Below are 19,256 nucleotides of genomic sequence, written 5' to 3'. Positions count from 1 at the left end.
CCTGGTGGCCCCGATCCAACCAGCCGGGGCCATTTCACTGCAGTCAGCGCGAGCAAGCGCCAAGCTTGAAGATCGAGACGGCTTCGCGCAGGGCCTGCGCCTGTTGAGCCATCGACTGTGCCGCGGCGGAGGCCTCTTCGACCAGGGCGGCATTCTGCTGGGTCACCTCGTCCATCTGGGTGACCGCCGCATTGACCTGCCCGATACCGGTGCTCTGCGCTTCCGATGCCGCGGCAATTTCATTCATGATGGCCGTCACGTGCTTTACTGACTGGACAACTTCGCCCATCGTCTGTCCCGCCTCCTCGACGAGCTTCGAGCCGCTGTGGACCCGCGTGACCGAGTCGCTGATCAACCCGCTGATCTCCCTGGCTGCCGTGGCGCTGCGCTGCGCGAGTGCCCGAACCTCGCCGGCCACGACGGCAAACCCTCGGCCCTGCTCACCGGCGCGAGCCGCCTCGACCGCGGCGTTAAGGGCAAGGATGTTGGTCTGGAATGCGATCCCTTCGATCACACTGCTGATCTCCGCCACCCTGGACGAGCTGTCGGAGATCCCATGCATCGTCTCGACCACCCGTTCGACCACTTCGCCACCGCGTTGTGCAATGCCCGATGCCGTATTCGCCAGCACCGTCGCCTGCCTGGCGTTGTCCGCGTTCTGACGAACCGTGCCCGTCAGCTCTTCCAGGCTCGCGGCGGTCTCCTCAAGCGACGCGGCCTGCTCTTCGGTGCGGGACGACAGGTCCAGATTGCCGCTCGCAATCTCGATCGATGCCGTGGCGATGGTGTCAGTGCCGGAGCGCACTTCTCCAACGATCTGTTTCAGGCGTTCGTTCATGTCCTTCAGAGATTGCAGCAACTGACCGGCCTCGTCACTGGAATCCACGAGAATGCGACTCGTCAAATCGCCGGCCGCTACGGCCCGGGCGATGCGCACCGCGTCACGCAACGGCCCAGTTATCGAGCGCGTAACGGCATACGCCAGGCCGGCCCCAATCACGAGCGCCGCGACACCCAGTCCGACCATCAGGTTGCGCGTCGCGTGGATTTCCTGGGCGGCTTGTGCGCCGCCCTCTTCCACTCTCGTTCTCTGTAAATCCACCAGCGCACTCACGTGTTCCTGAAGCGCATCCAGCAGAGGGAGAGTTTCGCCGCTCATGGTGCTGGCAGCCTCGTCACGCCGGTTGCCGGCCAGCAACTGTGCAACCCTGCTGAATGAAGCCACGTACGCGACCCGGGATTCCCGGATCTGCGCCAGCATCGCTCGCCCTTCGGGACTGGCGACCAACTGGTCAAGCGTTTCGAGTGCGCCGTCGATGGTCTTCCTGTTGGCCTTGATCTGCTGATAGATCATGGCCGTCCTGTCCGGGTCACTCGTGATGAACAGCTCCATGGTCCTGCGCGCATTGGCACGCGTCATCAGATTGACGGTCTGCGCCGCATCCGCTTTCACCCACCTCTTGTGGATGATGTTGTCGTTGATCTTGCCGATGCTCACGATCCGGTTCAGACCGACCACAATCAACATGGTCAGGAGCATCAGTACGAGGCCGAAGCTCGCACCCAGGCGCATACCAATCTTTACGTTCTTAAGCCCCGTCAGCATCCTATTTTTCACATCCTGTCTGGTTAAGCGGTTCCTGCGGTACACGCGTTTCACGTCCCGCCTATGAGCGATGGATCTCCTGACACCGCAGTGTCCAACTTTCACCCCCGGCGAAGTCACGCAAAACGCCGCTTGCTGCGCTCACGCGGCCTCCGTCCGGGACAACCATTGCGCCACTTTGCATGCACGCCTCGGCCGGCTGATCAGGTACCCTTGTATCGCGTCGCAACCGGGCTCGCGCGGGGGCGGAATAGCCGCAGTTCCCGCGGGGTGTTCAGCAAGCGTGTCATCGCACGCGGCGCTGTCTTCCGTATCGGCCATGCGTGCATGCGCCAGGCAAGCGGTATGGCGCTTCGGCGTTCGCGCCAACTCGCGAAAAGCAGGGTGCACAGGCGATTGATACGTTCCAGCGAATTCGGTTCTGAAATGGTCCGTGTCATTTTGAGCTGCCTCGCAGGGCAGTTTTGTTGTTCTTCGTGCCGTGAGGATGGCTGACGTCTTCAGACACGGATGCCGTCGGCGCGATCGGCTGCAGCCAATCGATCGCAACGTCTTGACGGCGGCTTGCTTCAAATCAACGCTGCCTTCTGCGGAAGTCCAGGGCAAGTGCGAAAAGCATGACAGAAACTATGAAAACCGGCTTGGCGAAGCACGCAGCCTCTTTGGCGAAGGGACTGAAAGCAAAAACTGCCGAAACGGCTGAAACAAGAAAAAATGCGAAGCAATATCTCATTTAGTCATCCAAAATTAAAACATCATTTGCGGAGGAAAGGCCCCGTTTCTTCGGCTAGCGGAATAAAGCGGCCCGGCACGACGTCGCCAGGCTCCGGTTGCGATCAGCGCGTCAGCGCTTCGAAGGCCGTGACGCGCCGGGGTGCAGGCTGATGGATGGGCTCTGGAGCCGCATCGAAAGTCATACCGCCCAAACGCGCCAGACTGGCTTCCATGGCAAGCTGATCCAGTTCGTGCCGGATTCACGCCTTCAGACACTGATCCGGCCGGCATGCATACTCGCTGCCTCCCGCCGTCGCATAAGTGATACGTCCACGATGCGGCGATCGCACGCGTCGCCTTCGGTCACGCAAACGTGCAGGGCGAGAATCCGCTGCGTCTCGCCGGGTGTCTGTGTCTGCAAGGGCGCCGGCCATGGACGTTTCAGCGACCGGGTCGTTCTCCTGACGGCCCGACAATTCGTCGACCGCACAAGCGTCGACGTTGCCGGATAAACTGCCTTTTTTCATTTTCAACCTTCCATAGCGGCTGGATGGGCCAATCGATGGTCGCTGCAGCAGAAGACGCGGCAACCGCTGACCGCGTGCGCGGCTTCTGTCGTCCGAATACAGGCCATGCCGTTTCGGATGACGGCGGGACGGGGCTTGTTCATGATGAGGATCTGTGTTGCGATTCAGTGGGTTCTGGTCCCGAGCTAGATCCGCGCGGTCGCGCCCGTCCACGCTGTGCGCCAGCGCCCCTTGACATACGCAAGGCCAAGCCAGCCGGCGAGCGCGAGGCCGGCGAACAGCCAGAGGCCCCCGGCATACGAGCCCGTCGCCTGCCTGATCGCGCCGAGGCTCGATGCAAGCGTGAAGCCGCCCACGCCGCCTGCCATGCCGATCAGGCCGGTCATCACGCCAATGTCCTTGCCGAAGCATTGCGGCACGAGCTGGAACACCGCGCCGTTGCCGGCGCCAAGGCACAGCATGGCAACCAGAAACAGCGCGAGCGAGGCCGCAGGCGTGCCGACGCCGTAACCGGCGATGCCAATCAGCAACGCGACCGCGCCGTACACCCCAAGCAGCGAGCGCGTGCCGCCAATCCGGTCGGCCAGCACGCCGCCGATCGGGCGCATGGCCGAACCCGCGAACACACAGGCGGCCGTGGCCCAGCCGGCCGCCTTCGGATCGAAGCCGAACTGGTCGTGGAAGTAGCCCGGCAGCGAGCTGGCGAAGCCCGCGAAGCCGCCGAATGTGAGCGCGTAGAAGAACATGAACCACCACGCGTCGCGGTTTCCGAGCATGCGCAGGTAGTCGCGCACGCGCTTGTGCTGCACGGCGCCGGGCGCATCTTTGGCGCAGGCCGCGTAGAACAGGAAGACACACGCGAGCGGGATGCAGGCCATGCCGAACACGGTCTGCCAGCCGAACACGGTCGCGAGCACCGGCGCGAAGAGCGCGGCCAGCACCGTGCCCGAATTGCCGGCACCAGCGATGCCCATCGCCGTGCCCTGGTGGCGCGGCGGATACCATCGCGAGGCCAGCGGCAGCGCAACCGCAAACGAGGCCCCCGCGACGCCGAGGAACACACCGAACACGAACGCCTGATGCAGGCTGTGGATGCCGAGCTGCCAGGTCACCAGCAGTGTGGCGATCACAGCGGCCTGGCCGAGCAGACCAGTGCGACGCGCGCCGATGCGATCGGCCACCATACCCATCGGCAGGCGGATGAGCGCGCCCGCGAGGATCGGCACGGCCACCATCATCGCGCGCTGCTGCGTGGTGAGCTCGAGCGTCCTCGCGACCTGGATCTGCAGGGGGCCGAGCAGATACCAGACCATGAAGCTGAAGTCGAAATAGAAAAAGGCCGAGGCGAGCGTCGGGAGATGGCCACTGCGCCAGAAACTGCGATCCACTTCCATGCGGGGAAATCCATCGTCAGGCCGCGCCGTTCGCGTCGCGAACGGCCTGACCGATTGTCGAGCCACCTTGCTCGAGCCAATAAAAAAACGGCATCCGCTCGCGCCAGGGCACGAGGGGACGCCGTTGTCCGGGGTTAGGCGCCTGCACGCCGTTCGTTGGCCACGCAAGCACGTTGTGTTTCCTGCACCCGGCACCGTTGCCGCGCACCCCACACATCAAGCAATATTCGGGCCATTCCTTATGGAACCGTTCAGCGGCAGGGAATTCGGCAGAAATGCACTACGGGCAATCACTCCTGCCGCACCGCCGCGGTGCGCAGCGACGCGGTCCGCACCCGTTCTGCGCAGCGCGCGTGCAGGCCTTCGGGCGTCACGCTCTCAGACACGCTGCCATATGCGAGCGCAGCGGGCCTTGATTTGAAAGCACCGTGCGGGCTTCGTCTCTAGTGATTTGGCAACGGCCTTTCAGGCTGTCCACACGGGTTCGATTCCTGTAGCCCGCTCCAACTCCCGCCGATAGCGCCACACGACGCGCGGCAACGGGTCTGTCGAGCCGCCGGGACGCTTCACGTCTCTTTCTCTATACCAGCGAGCCAATGAACAGGGGGAACTGCTAATGAGCATTCAAACGATCGACGTTCGATTCGCGCCTAGCACGATGCGTTCGGCATCGACATGCACCGCGCCCTCATTGAATATCTCCCGTTCTCAAGGCAGAAGCGATCCTTAAGAACATGCAGAACCGATGCCAGCGCCGTCGAGGCTATTCTCAACGGGCTGCTCCCTCGGAGCGGCGCAGCAGCCTTCAAAAGTTGAAAGAGGACATCAACCAGCACGCTGCCTGGGGCAAGTCGCAACTCGACAACTTTGGGAAGCTGAGCGCGAGTCGCCGTGATCTGCGGCGCTGACACTGAGCACGCGGGCCTTGCACCCGCGTCTTCATTTCAGCGCAGCACGCGCACGCTTTCCTGTTCCAGCCAGCGCCCATACGCGCTTCACCTGACTCTCACTGCACCCTGCCATGCGCGCTGTATTGGCGATACTGTGGCCGCCGGTGCGCAGCGCAATGATGCGCTCGTGCGTCGCCTTGTCCGTCTTTCGCCCGGTATAGCGGCCATCGCGCTTCGCAAGGTCGATGCCTTGTCGCTGACGCTCGCGCCGGTCCTCGTAGTCGTCACGCGCAGCCTGCAATGCGACTTTGAGCAGCATGTCCTGCACCGACTCGAGAACGACCTTCGCGACGCCCTTTGCATCGGCGGCCAACTCGCTCAGGTCTACGATTCCGGGCACCGCGAGCCGCGCGCCTTTCTCGCGTATCGAAGCGATGAGCTTTTCCGCATCGGGAAGCGGCAGGCGGCTGATGCGGTCGATCTTCTCTGCGATCACGACTTCGCCCGGCTGAAGGTCCGCGATCATGCGCAGCAGTTCGGGCCGGTCAGGGCATGCGCCGGACGCCTTCTCGCGGTAAGTACCGGTCACATAGTAGCCCGCATCCTTCGCGCTGCGCACGACGGACTCTTGCCGTTCAATGTCCTGTTGCTCTGTGCTCACGCGCAGGTAGATGCGCGCGAGCTTGATCGCGCCGCTCATACACTGCCCCGGCGGGTGATCCATTTCCAGCCCTCGGCGAGCGCATCAGCGTGCGCCTTCTCGCGCAGAAACTCGCCCCAGGCATCGACGGCCAGCGCACTGTTCGCCTTCACGAGCCAAACTGCGCGCTCGTGCTCTTTGAGCCTGTTCCACCAATCAACAGCATCCGCAGGCGCGGCGTCTGGATCAGCCGGATAGACACCACCGCCCATCTCCTCGCCATCCACATAAAGGCGAAGGTGATAGCCGCCGCCGAGTTCAGCAGTGCGCGGCGAGACCCGGTAGGCGTATTTGGGCATATCGCTCCTCGTTGGTTAATTTGGGTGTACCTTTCTATGAGTAGGAAGTTGTCAACGTCTTTCGCGAACTGACTCATCATCGGTGATGTCTGCGCCTCCTCACGTGTGCCGGAGGGCGCGTAATCGCGTCAAGGGCCAGGCGAAGCCTGGAGCGTTAGCGGACCCTTGACGCGACGAAGGGTTCGATAGGCTGGCGAAGGCTGGTGAGCGCGGGTTATTGCGCTTACCAGCATGCAAGCCGGTCTTCGTTCCTGGTCTGAAGCCGCTCATCGCGCGCGTCGGACCTGACGTCCGACCACCTTGTATCCGCTGGCACCTTGCCAGCCTCATCCTGCATGCGCATTGCGCCGGAATATTTTCCGGGGAGCATGCCCCATCTAAAAAAGCGGTTACGCGGGTAACCCAGGTACACCACGGGCATGTTCACTTCAAACCGTCATACATCGGTTTCGCGGGGGTTGCCTGATTGCCTGTTGCGATACCTCGATGGTTACACTGACTTGAGCTGTGCGCCCTCAGGGATGACGCCGTCCTTCAGGTAGCGCCACAGCGCAATCGCGAGACGTCGCGCTACCGCGACGATCGCAATGCGTCGGGCGCGACGATTCCGTCCCGTGCCCTCGGTGCGCTGGTCGAACCACTGCGCCAGCGCGCTGCCGGGCTGGTAACGCAGCCAGGTCCACGCTATCTCGACCAGTAACGCGCGCACTCTCCGGTTACCCTGCCTGCTGATGCCCTGATCGGTGTGGCCCTCGCCGCTGTCGTAGGGCTGCGGCACCAGCCCGACGCACGCGCCCACCTGGCGCCGGTTGCTGAACTCCCTCCAGAACAGCTCGAGCTCGAGCTCGAGCGCGAGGCGCGACGCACTCACTTCGCCGATCCCCTTCAGGCGCGCGAGGGCATCGCTTCGCTGGCGCGCGGGAGCCGGCACGTTCGCCTTGCGCGTCTTCTCGAGGGCGGCGAGTTGTTGCTCCGCGAGCGCCAGCCGCTCACATTCGCGCAGCAGCCGCTCCCGCAACTCGGGCGGTAGCGGCGCGCCGTCATGACAGCGCACCTCATCGCGGGCGAGCCGGCCGGCGAAAGCCTTGTGGTTGACTTCCTCCCAGCAGCCAAGCGTGGCCAGCAGCTTGCGATGCGGTCGCGATGCTGCAGCACTTCCTTCTGCAGTTCCCCGCGATCGCGCATCAGCTGGCGCGATGCCTCGTCCTGCGGCGACGGCACGTGCACCACGTGCATGCGGTCACGCTCGCCGCGCAGCCACGCGCGCAGGTTGATCACCAGCTTGATGGCATCGAGCCGGTCGGTCTTGGCGCGTCGCCGGTGGCGTTCGACCGGAATGCTCGCCGGATCGACGACGTAGCACTCGATGCCGCGCGCCTGCAGCGCGCGACAGATCCAGAACGCGTCTTGGCCGGCCTCGTAGCTGACGACGATGCGCACGCCCGCGGGCAGCGACCACTTGTCCTTGTTGCGGTCGATCAGGTCCAGCACCGCCTGCAGGCGGGCGGCGGCCTGCGGCTGCCCGACCGTGTGCACAGCCGGCTTCTCGCGCCCGCCGTCGTGCAGCGCGACCTTCCACTGCGCGGCAGCGAGTTTGAGTGACACTGCTAGCACCGGTTTTTCACTATCCGTCGTGAACGTCTGATCCGTGCCCATGATCCCTCTCCGGTTGAACAAGAGACTCGACACGCTGATTTTACGCATCGGTTAGTCGACGCCCCCCTTGCTCATAGGATCTAAGTTGGCCCACTATGCCATGGGTAGCCAAAAATTAAAAAAACGGCTTAAATTGGCCGATCTGTTTTGGGCGGGTCAAATTGGCTATCCGCGTCAACCACTATCGAAGGTGTCAATGAGAGTGAACTGACCTCCCACGGTTTGGTTCACTCTCGTCTACGGCATGCCCGCTTGGCGGGGCCCGCGTCCTGTCGCCCGCGTCAGGATCCGCGGGCACCACGGCGAAGGTCACCGCCCTGGCGGCGTTGCCTCGCGTGGCGCACACGAAGGATCTGCACCTGTTGGGAAACTAGGAGAAAGCTCTCTGCATAATTGCATAGCATTACGAATTACATGAATATCTATTGAAAATCCCAGGATGTGCCTGTTAGTTCAGTGAGGCTGGCAGCGTTCGTCGACGAGCCCTCCAGCGAAGACCTCATGCCCGACGCGTCACTCACACACGGCAGGGTTCGTAACGACTGTCGAGACCAGTCGCCGCAAGCGTGCGAGCTATCACTCGTTCAAGACGCGCAGGTCCCTGCGCGACATCAGGATATCGGACAGCACGACGTCGGCACGCCAGCAGCGCGCGTTGGGAGAGATCCGGTTGCCTGAAGGCCGGTTGCGCGCGCCCTGCCCCGTGGTGGGTGCAAGTCTGACAGACTGTTAGTCGCGTTTAGTTACGAGGCCATCACAGCGGCTGACAGCCGATGGCGGGTTGACAGTGGGCGGCGTAATGTCAAAAAATCGCGCCACGGCGAGGCGTTGCCGAGCACCTCTTCATGCCAATGTCGCGCGCAGGCAGCTGTGCGATCCAACGTAATGCGCAGTTGTTCCTGAGCGAGGGCTCACCTGCCGTTGACGGCTCCACAAACAGGATGCGCCCTCTTCCACTACCGACTTGAGGCAAAACACGACAGGAATTCAGGGCAGCTGCGTCGGGAATCTTCAACCCAGCCAACGCGCTGAAGTTTGCTCGCGGAATGGGCGCGTCACGATGGCCTTAAGATAACTGCGGATTATCACAAGGCTCGTCGCGTTTAGTGAGGAGGCTGTCACAGCGGCTGACCGCCGATGGCGGTTTGACAGTGGGCTGCATAATGGCAAGGAGCGCGCCCGGAATTGCGCCACGCAGCCTTGAACGTTTGTGCACGTCCGCTGCGGGAAGGTCCACAACCGGCATGCTGCCACGCAGTGAGCCCTGGACCGCTACACCGGATGTCACGGTCAGCGGCGCGCTGGCGAGGGTGCGGAAGTTGCCGGCAGACTCATTCCCGAAAGCGGGGCGTCAATCAGGAAGGTTGGTGATAACGAAGCTCTGTTCGACGTTCAGATCGGTCATGTCTGCGGTACTCCGGCGAGATGCAGGATCTTTGCAGCGACCCTGCGGAAAAACACGTCGTCCCGCTCCTTCTGGCCAGCATCGTCGGCAACGCGATGCTCGATCAGAATGCCGCGCCGTTGCATGATTTCCTGAGTACGCGGCTTGCGCTCAAGGTAGTCAGGATCATCGGCGCCCATTGTCTCGATGACGAGGCGGTGCAAACGGGGGGCGACTCCGGTGGCGGCCATCGAACGGAACGTCAGTTCAAAGTCGGGCCTGCACCACAGGCCCGGCTTGTCGGGCTGCCTCACCTCCCGGTCAAACAACGGTTTCCAGAGCGTCACCTCAACGCCGTGCTTTTTTACCCATTCCATGACGCCAAACAGCAACTTCAGGGTGACGCGCTCATACCGGCTGTCCACCGGTACGGGTCGAGCGAAAGAATACGCATACTGCGCAAACGCCTCCCGGAAGCGCGCGTTGCCATCGCGATCGCGGTCAATCACGCTGAGCACCCAGTAGGGCGGCTGCGTCAGTCGCTGATCGCGGCCACCGGCGCGAATACCCTTTTCAGGGCGCACCACACACTCGCCCATGCTTGTTTTCTTGATCGCAACGCCCGCGCGAATCTCGTCGGCGACGAACAGCAGGAGCGCGGTGCGTGCCTTCCTTTCCGGCCATACCAGGGCGTCGATCTCCGTCATCTTCCTGTTCGGATGAGTCCATGGCTTGAAATAGAGTATCTGCGAGAGCGATAGCTGCGGGCTCAACGCCTGGCCGGCTGCATATGCCTCGAGCCGCTCCCACGAGCTGAACTTTTCGTTCAGCGCTTCGACGTGCAGCCGCGCAAAGCCGGCGTCCTCAAGAAGTGTGTGCAGGATGCGTCCGAGGCGCGGCAGGCGGCGGCCCCGCTCGCCCGCACTGCCCTCTGATCCAGTCGAGCCCCCCGGCCGTGCCGCGCCTTCGTGCAGATCATCGAGGTAGTCAAGCGCGTCGCCCACTGGTCTGAGTGGATTGTGATGGTCAGGGCGCGCGCGATCATCGTCCGGCTCAACGTCTTCCGGCTCCGGCGTCTGCCGGAACGACGCGAGGGCGCAATGGTGCTCGCCGTATTGATGCATGCGCACGAAATGACGCGGGCCGTCTTCACGCATCCGAGCGGTCAACCGCGGCCGGCCACCGGGTGCACTGACGCAGTCGCACTCGAGCCACAGACGCACATGTCGCCCGTCGTGCATCTCTTCGAGCACGGCTTCCACGAGTCTGACGTCCTCAGGCCGCACTCGCTGTCCGTCCCCGCAGAACCGCCGCACAGCTGCAGCTTCTTCAGCACTCAGATGGCGCCTCACCGTCTCGGGGTGGTCCCGCTCGACAAGTTCCATGTTGCGTTCAGTTCGAAGGTCGGACGAGCATCGCGAGGCTCTGCACGCTCAGGAGCGACGCCTCGTAGTCCCGCAACCGGCCATGCCTCTGCGGGGCGAACGATGGGGTGGATACAGCTGCCCGTGTAGCCGTGTCTGAAACGAGCGGTGTCGGCGGCTGGAACGCGAGCGACAGCCGTTCGAGGCGGATGATGCGTGCTGAATGGTTGCTCATGCGCACAAGACCTTCTTCGAGGAGCGTGCACAGCATGCCGTTGATCTGCGCCGTCGACGTATCGAATCGCCTGGCCAGCTCGCCCGATTGGCACTCGCGGCTCGACTCCATGATCTCAAGCATTTTGCAGATCTGAGTATTATCGGATGCCCCAGGAACAATGTTGAGAATATCCCACCGTCGCATCGGGCACGCCGACGGCCTCCGCTGCAGGTTCGACCTGCGCGCGATGCACTGCGTTCCGTGAGTGCCACCACTGCCCAACGTCGATCTGCGGCACTGGCGCCCTGACATCGCGTGCAACGAACGCGGCGTGCTTCATCCGCTCTTCGTTTGGGAACTTCGGCCCGAACCCGAACCACGCACGGCCACGAGGTCAAATGTACGAAGCAGATCGTCGACGCCTTTGCGAAGATGCGCATGCAACTCCTTCGGTGCAAGACTGCGGGTGCGCCTGGGCGCACGTGCCACCGGTCTGCAAAGCGACGCCGAGCACGCTCGGTGGCGGTGGCGGCCGGGTTCTCCAAGGGGTATCCCCTTGGAGCACGGTATATGTAGACGGAAATGCGTTAGCATTTCCGTCTACATATACGTCGTGCCTCGCCCCGCAGCCGAGCACCGGTCGATAAATCACCCATGGATCATGATGAATCGACGCTCAATCATGTCTGGATAGTCTGCGGATCATGAAAGATCGCATACCTAACAGACAGGATGCACCTTTCGATCATTCGCGGCATACTGTGTCCGTTCCCCCTGACGTGAGCGCTCAAAATGGACGCCCTGATTGCCGTACAACGCGCGCAACGCCTCGACGCCCTCGCGGCTTCGTCCGATGGCCGGTCCAAGACCGCCCAGCTTCGCGACGTGTTCGAGAGCGTCGAACGTGCCATTCACTCGGGCGTCCGGTACGCCGCGATCATCCAGGAACTTGCCGCAACCGGACTCGTCTTCACCTATCAGACCTTCGCTCTGACACTCAAAAGAATCCGGCGCGAACGAGGCATCGTGTCCCGCCTCACGCGCGCATCACAGGCGGAAACTGGCCCGGCAGTCAGCCGTGCTCCCGCAGATGTGCCAGGGCAGGCGGCTAACCCGGTAGCGGCCGAACGCGGTGTGCCCGACAATGACACTGGCGCGGCCCAGGCTGCGGCGGCTGCGCGCCCCGCCGTGCGTGAGCGTCGCCCGATTGCGCCTGTCGGTGCAAGGCTGCCCGACGACTGGCTCACCGCAGATCTGACGCTTGAGCAGAAACACCTGTTGACGCACGAACAGCGCGTAGCGCGCGCTGACGCCCTGGTCAAACAGTACTGGCCCAACCCGTTCGACCCGGTGCCCCCCGAAAAAAACAAACCGGCATGAGCGCCGGTAATTTGTCCCTGCATTCGCGCGTGCAATGAAAAGCCGCCCGGACTTCCATCCGGACGGCTTCGTGTGGACTACCTGAACGCGCGCGATGCGCGCTCAGTACTGCTCGTCCTCCTCCTCGCCAGGCGAGGCCTGCGCTTCGGACAATTCGTCCGCTTCGGCGGCGGCGTCGCCGTTTTCGTCATCTGCCCCCTCGTCGTCCTCGTGGTAGCCGTACGTGACGCGCTCTGGAACCTCCCGGTTGCGCAGCACCTCCGGGAGCCAGCCCGATTCGGTCATGCGAAGCTCTGCCGCATCCGCTGCGGCGTCCTTCTTCATGCCGCGCATTTTCCCTGCCGCCTGCGCCGAAACACTCTCGCTCACAATCGCAGCAATTCGGCCTTTCGCAACATGCGCGAAGTATCCAGCGCGCGTCACGTTCGCGGTTTTCGATCAGCGACGCGGCGACAGCTTCGCCCTCGCTGACGATCCGGACAGGTACTTCATAGTCCTAAGTAACCTGCCCTGCTCAACCAGAAGGTCGAGAGCAGCCAGGCGACGCTGGCCATCACAGACGCCCAGCCTCGGCAGCTTCGCACGGCCCTTGATTTCATGCACAGCGAGATTGTGAATCAAGCCCTTTTCGGCGAAGGTGGCGACAGGGCGTCGATGCCGGTCGGCGCTTTCTTGCGAACGTTCAAGGATGACAGGCAAAGGCGGTTGTATGGAACGTACTGAATTCCGCCGGCTGGGTTCGAGGTGGGTTCGGTCATCAGATTTCTCCGGTTCGGCCATCGCGTCATTGCGCGGCACAACTCTATTATATAGGGCTTTTAGCCCCCTATTATGGTGATTTAAAAATCTGATTGATTACGTATTTAAGTATACTAATTCAATCGAAAGCCGTACTCTGTGATTTGAATTTTAGGGCTTTTAGTCCTAAACTAAATGTGTGCCTCGCAATGCAGCGATGGCCGAACCGGAGAATTCCGATGACCACTGAAGTTCAAAACCGCGTTACTTCCTCCGTCGTTCCCGACGAGCTGCGCCTGAACGTGCTACCGCGCTACCTCGGTCGTCACTACCTCACCGGGGAATCCATGGTGTATGACTGGGCCGCGCGTCTGAGCAGCAGATACGAGGGAGGTTTCTGGCATTTCTTCACCCTCTCCAATGACGGCTTTTACATGGCTCCGGCCAATATGGGCCGCGTGCATGTGCGCTGGCATATGAACGGCTACAGCGACATGATGGGCGCGGATGCCTTCGGCATTACCGTCACCCTCTTCGCCCTCTGTCACCTCGCGGAAAAGACCCTTGATGACACGATCATCGAGCGTTACCACCAGTTGCGTGAGTTCGCCACGCAGCACGTGGAAGCGGCCAACATCCTGCGCGCCATCGACTAACCGACCGGCCCCGGCCCCCCGGGCCGGGTTGGCTCCTTCATTGGGGAATCAAATGAACAAGCTTGCAACCCGTTTTAGTGGGAATGCCGTCGCCCTGCGCTCGGATCGTCCGTTGACGAATGACCAGATTGCAGAGGTTGCGCCTTCAATCCTTGCCCACTCCGCGCACGAAAGCCGCTCGGCGCGTTACAGCTACATTCCGACAGTCGATGTACTCAACGCCCTGCGCAAGGAAGGGTTTCAGCCTTTCATGGTCTGCCAGACCCGTGTGCGCAATGAGGACATGCGCGATTTCACCAAGCACATGATCCGCATGAGACAGCACGCCGACCAGATCACGGCCAGCGAAGCCAATGAGGTCATTCTCGTCAACTCGCACGCGGGCCAGTGCTCATTCCAGCTTCTAGCTGGAATGATTCGCTGGGCCTGTCAGAACGGCATCGTATGCGGCAACGTGACGAACGATATCCGCATCCCGCACACGGGTGATGTGATTGGCGAGGTCATCGAAGGCGCATTCAAGGTGGTGAAAAGCTTTGATGAGACGGCAGAGCAACGCGATGGGATGGTGGCAACGGTACTCGATGAGGGCGAACAGGTCGCCTTCGCCCGCGCGGCGCTCGCGTTGCGTTACGACGAGGGCGCGCCTGCGCCAGTGACGGAAAGGCAGATTCTCGCGCCGCGCCGCGTCGAGGATCAGGGCTCCGACATCTTCACAACCTTCAACCGCGTGCAGGAAAATTTGATGCGCGGCGGGCTGAGCGGACGTAACGCGAAGGGCAAGGCGACCACGACCCGAGCCGTCGCGGGCATCGATCAGAACATCCGTATGAATCGCGCCCTGTGGGTGCTGGCTGACGAACTGCGCCGCCTGCGCGCCTAACCGGATCGCCCCGGCTTTGCGGTCGGGGCGCACCCAGAAAGGGGATTTCACATGGATCTGCTCAATACCCGTCCTACGTGGCTGGCAGCCCTGCTGCCACTCCTCGCTGTCTGGCAGTACGGAGACCGTGGGATCGTTCGCGGCGAACTGTATCGCATGGCCCTGTCGGCTGACGCGGCGGCACAATCCGCCGATGCGCTCCGGCGCATTGCCAGCATGCTCGATCACAACGGCAATCCGGTAGAGATGCGTCGCGAGGAGTTGCGCGCCATCGCCCGCGTCGCCCTGGCTGGTTTCGAGCGCGTGCCGCCCTGCGCATCTGTTGCCATGCTCATGGAGCACGAAGGGAATCTGCATTAAATTTTGGCATCCTGAATAATATTCAACGCCCGCGTAGAAATCGCGCGGGCCAGTGAGGCAACCATTACTGCGGTCTTAACCATTGCTGAAATCAAACAGGCAATCAACTACTGCTGCGCCCAGGAATCGCATGGCTAGGGCGGGGCGCTGTGTGCTAAAGCGCGCCAGGCTGACGTGTACGGCCTGATGATCTACGAGCGCGCCACGTCTGTAGCGGTGTCACGGCTCACGCCCTAACAGGTCGACGCCGTCCACACGGCGCTTGGAAACCAGCAGCCGCCCCCGCGTTAGCCTCGCGATCCGTCGCGAAGCTAACCAGACTGCCGCGCGCTGGCGTCCCTCCCCCTGCATGCCAGGAGGTTGGGTAATTACGGGAGTATCGCGCGCGCCGCGCGCCCGGATCGAGGCGCACGGGGTCCCCCATGGCCGCATCGTCGGACATGGGGAGAGCGCCGGCGCGCCGCGTAAGCGGCGGGACGATCCGGTACGGCCCAGGCCGGCCACCAGCCGGGGTCGTCAAGCGCCCGCAGGGCGCGTGTATCCCCTGCGGCGTAAGCCGCGGGGGCTGGATAATTACGGGAGTATCGCGCGCGCCGCGTGCCCGGATCGAGGCGCACGGGGTCCCCCATGGCCGCGTCGTCGGACATGGGGAGAGCGTCGGCGCGCCGCGTAAGCGGCGGGACGATCCGGTACGGCCCAGGCCGGCCACCAGCCCGGGGTCGTCAAGCGCCCGCAGGGCGCGTATATCCCCTGCGGCGTAAGCCGCGGGGGCTGGATAATTACGGGAGTATCGCGCGCGCCGCGCGCCCGGATCGAGGCGCACGGGGTCCCCATGACCGCATCGTCGGACATCGGGAGAGCGCCGGCGCGCAACGTAAGAGGCGGGACGATCCGGTATAGCCCAGGCCGACCGCCGCCGGGGTCGTCAAGCGCCCTCTGGGCGCGTGTATCCCCCGCGGCGAAAGCCGTGGGGGCTGGAGCGTCACGAAGTACAGGGAAAAATAAACGGTTCGAGGTAAGGATGAGTTATCAAATTGAAATCCGGGCCGCCTGCCTGCGATCGGCCGAAGACGGCTGGGAACAGCCGAGCGGAGCCGAGATTCAGGAGGTTATCCGTCGCACCGGCTTGCCGGGACGCGCGGTTGCGCGTTATCTCGGCATGTCCGAATACGGCGGTCGGCAGGTGCGCCGCTGGATCAGCGAAGACGCCGCAATCCCATACTCGGCTTGGGCCTTGTTATGCGACCGCGCCGGGCTCGGGTGTATCTGGCGCCCAGCAGCAGACCGAGGCGGGCCGGTTTCACTCCCATAACCTTTCGCAAGCACCGACTCGAGGGGGTACTTAATAAATGCAGTTGGCAATCGGGAACCGGAAAACGGCATGTGATGCTCGAGCTCGTCAACACCCGCAGCGCGTCGGCGGGTTGCGAGACGGAAATCACTCACCTGCGGGTGACGATCCACAAGATTTGGGGCATGTGATCCACCGCGCTGGAAACAAGCAGGTCGACAGCATTCCTGCCTGCCTGGGCGAGTTGTGCCTCCTGCTGCACGACGCGAGGGTTCGCTAACGCATAGCGGCGAACGCAACACGGCGCGTTCTAACAGTCGTCGAATCGATCCGTGGTGATGCCAACTATACTGACGCGGTATTTCGCTTGCCCGCGATGCGAAATCTCAGCCAAGCAAAATCACCATTCTATTTTCAATGCCATTCAATCAGGTCTCTCACGCAACCCGAGCTATAACTCGGCAATACGGACGAATTGTTGTGCAATGTGAACGCCCGTCATTAAGCGACATCGAGCGGCAGATTGATATGCTCGCTACCTATCAGCCGGCCGCTCTCCAAATCAAAAGGCAAAGCGCTGAGGTGCATCCGCGACGCGGCCACGTTCAGCGGCCGCATGAGAAGCATGGCGGTGAAACGGTGTGGGTTAGCGCAACGACCATGAATGCGAGCGAGAGGGAGATGCTAGAGCAGGTCTACAAGGTGTGAAGCCGAGTGCTCGCGTACTGTTAAGCCTTGGAGGCGGCTTTTGCTTTGGTGCGCAGAAACACGAACGAGTAGAGCGCAAAGGATAGATCCTTATGCGCCAGCACTTCCGACTCATGAATCGTCGCCGGGTTGAGCTTCACCCGCTTGATGGCCAGTTTACCGGCCGCGGAGGCGATAAAGGCGCGCATGAAGTCCTTTTGCGCCTTACCGTCTGCCTTGTGATACGCCTCACGACCGAGGTCAGCATTCTCGACGGTCTGTGTTTTGCTGCGCTCCTCTGCCGCCTCGGTACTTGCGGCGACGGCCGCAGTCGCCAGTTGCTTCGCGCTGGACTCCGCCCTCTCCTGTTCCTGTTGCTGTTGTTGTACCGTTAGCATTTTGCGGTCAGCGTCCGATAGCTTGTAGCCATCAGTGATAGCCTTTAGCAGGTATGCGCCCGGACTCTTCTTGACTTGGCCGGAGTCAACCTTGGCGCGGGTGTATTCGATCGCCTGGAGAATACGCTCATCCGACCACACGGCTCGGTTTTGCGAGATGGTGTTGAACAGCTTTTCTGTGAAACCGAATTCGTTCTTCAGCGTCGTGTATATCTCTTGCGCGCCAAGCAGGCTCGCTCGAATGGCTCCAGCGGTTTCCTTTCGCGTCAGCCTGAAACGAATCCGGTCAATCTTTTTCGACTTCGGGCTCACGGTGCGAGTCTCGTAGCTCAGGTCGATGTCGGAGACTGCGTTTATCTGCTTAACCGCCTTGTCGAGGTTGTCGCGTTTGAAATACTTGAATTCGGTTGCAGTCGACGCAGCCTTCCCAGGCCAACCACGTACCACATCGACTTCGATCCACTCGGTTATGCCTTCTGCCACATAGCCGATGACGTGGTCGTAAATGGCTCGAGCATAGGTAAGCGTGAAGGCAGAGGTGATTCTCAGGCTCAACCAGTGCGACTTCACTGGGTCCTTGATGTGCGGAATGAGCGGCTCAGGAACCGCAAAAGTGATGCGCCCTTTGTCGATACCGACGATACCGATGAGCTGTACGGACACCCACTTCTCGTCCTCCGCGGACGTGCTGCCAGGGGGCGAGGCTGAAACCTGAATCAAGGCTTTTTGAGCCTCGGACACCACAGTTCGCAGGTGCTTGTAGTTGTAGCTGTCATAACGCATGAGCCATCGGAAGTAGCTCAGTTCGACGTCATAGACCTTCGGGGTAGTCGGCTCCTGCGCCACGATGAAGTGCGCTGCATCCAGGAGTCGCCTGGCCGTAATGCCCACATCGGTAATGTCGATAAAAACGTTATTGCGCTGATAGCCAATCTCCTTCGTTGATTCATTGATTGGCGTATCGGTGGCGAGCATCTCCTCGAACAGCTCAAACGACAGTTGGCGCGAGGTTGCGCGCGTCATGATGTTGTTTGCCATTGAGGTCCCTGTCCCTAGTTGCCGGTCGCGCAGACTGTAGCACGCGTAGGTGAGATGTCAAAACAAAAAGACTCACCATGACGGGGATCGTTTCAACAATTCTGATCACCTTCCTCTAGGCACATGTCAGTTCAACAAATCTGCTCACCTTCCTGTTTTCGAAAGGTGGAGGGTCCGGGGAGACAGTTGTATGTTTTTCAAAATCTTTTAAAAAGCAAAAAACCAACGAACTAACAACAGGGAAAAGCAAAGATTCGTAAAAACAATGGGTTATTCCCATGTAGGTGAGCAATTTTGTGCTTGAGGTGAGGATTTTTGTGGGCCGAAGGTGAGAAGAAATCCATTGCGAGCGTGAGAAGTTTACCAGCGCTAGGTGAGTGATTCTGTGGCCGCGGATTGACGGTGAGCATTTTTGTTGAATATTGCACCCGATTGCGAAAAGCCTTACCTGGCGGGTCCTGCGACGGAAATCGCTCGAATTGGGTGAGTCGTTTTGTTGAAGCATGGTGAGTACTTTTGTGGCACGGCGCAACTGGGTTGCTCGGTTTACCGGCATGAACAGTAACAAGGCTCGCCGCACGACAGGTTGCGGTCAGGGCATCTGTGGATAAGTCGATGGCCGGTTGATGATGGTGAGCATTTTTGTAGGCAAGTTGCAGTCGTCCCCGCGGTCAAAGCCGGTGCAACGCTTACGTTATGGGCCGCCGGGAGACTTGCGACCAGGCTGCGCAGGAACTCCCCGGGGCAAAGGTGCCTCGCGTTGTGCGCCAAGGCGATGTGCCTGCAAGTGGATGGTGAGAGAAATTGTTGAAAGTACGAGGCAGGGTGCATCAATTGGCAGATTTCAACAATTCTTCTCACTCACCCTCACCGCCTCCTCCATCGCCTCCTTCAGTGCATTTCAACAATTTCTCTCACCATGAGATTTCGAAATGCTTTCAGACGAGCCGCCAGTTCTGGCATTCCCGTTGTGTCGTTCGATCTTTTGGTGTTGTTTTCCAAGGGGTTAGGTGGAAAATTTAAGAAACTGGCTTATCTGAGAGCGATTTTTCTAAAGTTTTCGAGTATTCTACG

At 61.3% G+C, this 19,256-nt stretch carries 13 protein-coding genes, 1 tRNA gene and 1 pseudogene; 5 read left to right on the top strand and 10 right to left on the bottom strand.

Going from position 1 to position 19,256, the window contains the following annotated elements:
• Positions 1 to 43 precede the first annotated feature (43 nt).
• Together PWP93_RS35560 and PWP93_RS35555 are read right to left on the bottom strand one after the other, a co-directional pair.
• Positions 44 to 1,528, bottom strand: coding sequence for a methyl-accepting chemotaxis protein (locus PWP93_RS35560; RefSeq protein ID WP_421048293.1), 1,485 nt, complete (start codon positions 1,526 to 1,528; stop codon positions 44 to 46).
• Positions 1,529 to 3,032: 1,504 nt separating this feature from the next.
• Positions 3,033 to 4,241, bottom strand: coding sequence for a nitrate/nitrite transporter (locus PWP93_RS35555; protein WP_421048183.1), 1,209 nt, complete (start codon positions 4,239 to 4,241; stop codon positions 3,033 to 3,035).
• 430 nt (positions 4,242 to 4,671) lie between these two features.
• Between PWP93_RS35555 and PWP93_RS35550 the strand changes: the two genes are divergently transcribed.
• Positions 4,672 to 4,747, top strand: a tRNA-Glu gene (locus PWP93_RS35550).
• A gap of 433 nt (positions 4,748 to 5,180) precedes the next feature.
• Here the strand turns inward: PWP93_RS35550 and PWP93_RS35545 are convergent.
• The 5 genes and pseudogenes from PWP93_RS35545 to PWP93_RS35525 form a co-directional block, all read right to left on the bottom strand.
• Positions 5,181 to 5,831 carry a recombinase family protein gene (locus PWP93_RS35545; protein WP_421048182.1) on the bottom strand — a complete coding sequence of 217 codons (651 nt, stop codon included), beginning with the start codon at positions 5,829 to 5,831 and terminating at the stop codon, positions 5,181 to 5,183.
• The gene (locus PWP93_RS35540) at positions 5,828 to 6,130 is read right to left on the bottom strand and encodes a hypothetical protein (protein ID WP_421048181.1); all 303 of its coding nucleotides are present in this window, start codon (positions 6,128 to 6,130) and stop codon (positions 5,828 to 5,830) included. Before PWP93_RS35540 ends, PWP93_RS35545 begins: the two co-directional genes overlap by 4 nt.
• A gap of 490 nt (positions 6,131 to 6,620) precedes the next feature.
• A pseudogene (locus tag PWP93_RS35535) lies at positions 6,621 to 7,786 on the bottom strand (IS110 family transposase).
• Between the two features lie 1,401 nt (positions 7,787 to 9,187).
• On the bottom strand, positions 9,188 to 10,555 hold the full coding sequence (locus PWP93_RS35530; RefSeq protein ID WP_421048180.1) for a hypothetical protein: 1,368 nt from the start codon (positions 10,553 to 10,555) through the stop codon (positions 9,188 to 9,190).
• 7 nt (positions 10,556 to 10,562) lie between these two features.
• A complete protein-coding gene (locus tag PWP93_RS35525; protein WP_421048179.1) occupies positions 10,563 to 10,892 on the bottom strand; it encodes a hypothetical protein in 330 nt (109 codons plus the stop codon).
• 651 nt (positions 10,893 to 11,543) lie between these two features.
• On the opposite strand from PWP93_RS35525, the gene PWP93_RS35520 reads away from it, so the two are divergent.
• Positions 11,544 to 12,131: a hypothetical protein gene (locus PWP93_RS35520; RefSeq protein WP_421048178.1), complete on the top strand. Its 588-nt coding sequence runs from the start codon at positions 11,544 to 11,546 to the stop codon at positions 12,129 to 12,131.
• Between the two features lie 102 nt (positions 12,132 to 12,233).
• On the opposite strand, the gene PWP93_RS35515 is transcribed toward PWP93_RS35520, so the two are convergent.
• Together PWP93_RS35515 and PWP93_RS35510 are read right to left on the bottom strand one after the other, a co-directional pair.
• Complete coding sequence (locus PWP93_RS35515; RefSeq protein ID WP_421048177.1) at positions 12,234 to 12,455, bottom strand: hypothetical protein; 222 nt, start codon at positions 12,453 to 12,455, stop codon at positions 12,234 to 12,236.
• A 293-nt stretch (positions 12,456 to 12,748) separates the two neighbouring features.
• Entirely contained in the window at positions 12,749 to 12,889 is a 141-nt protein-coding gene (locus PWP93_RS35510; protein ID WP_421048176.1) for a hypothetical protein, read from the bottom strand.
• A gap of 219 nt (positions 12,890 to 13,108) precedes the next feature.
• On the opposite strand from PWP93_RS35510, the gene PWP93_RS35505 reads away from it, so the two are divergent.
• From PWP93_RS35505 to PWP93_RS35495, 3 genes are read left to right on the top strand one after another with little or no spacing between them, the layout of a single operon-like run.
• Positions 13,109 to 13,525: an antirestriction protein gene (locus PWP93_RS35505; RefSeq protein WP_421048175.1), complete on the top strand. Its 417-nt coding sequence runs from the start codon at positions 13,109 to 13,111 to the stop codon at positions 13,523 to 13,525.
• Between the two features lie 52 nt (positions 13,526 to 13,577).
• Complete coding sequence (locus PWP93_RS35500) at positions 13,578 to 14,408, top strand: DUF932 domain-containing protein (RefSeq protein ID WP_421048174.1); 831 nt, start codon at positions 13,578 to 13,580, stop codon at positions 14,406 to 14,408.
• Between the two features lie 51 nt (positions 14,409 to 14,459).
• Positions 14,460 to 14,768: a hypothetical protein gene (locus PWP93_RS35495; protein WP_421042867.1), complete on the top strand. Its 309-nt coding sequence runs from the start codon at positions 14,460 to 14,462 to the stop codon at positions 14,766 to 14,768.
• Positions 14,769 to 16,787: 2,019 nt separating this feature from the next.
• On the opposite strand, the gene PWP93_RS35490 is transcribed toward PWP93_RS35495, so the two are convergent.
• On the bottom strand, positions 16,788 to 18,182 hold the full coding sequence (locus tag PWP93_RS35490; protein ID WP_213309099.1) for a replication initiation protein: 1,395 nt from the start codon (positions 18,180 to 18,182) through the stop codon (positions 16,788 to 16,790).
• Positions 18,183 to 19,256: the final 1,074 nt, after the last annotated feature.

It is taken from the genome of Paraburkholderia sp. A1RI-2L (assembly GCF_048957375.1).
GTDB lineage: Bacteria > Pseudomonadota > Gammaproteobacteria > Burkholderiales > Burkholderiaceae > Paraburkholderia.
Note: the sequence above shows the minus strand (reverse complement) of the source record. Positions and strands in the feature narration are given on the sequence as shown.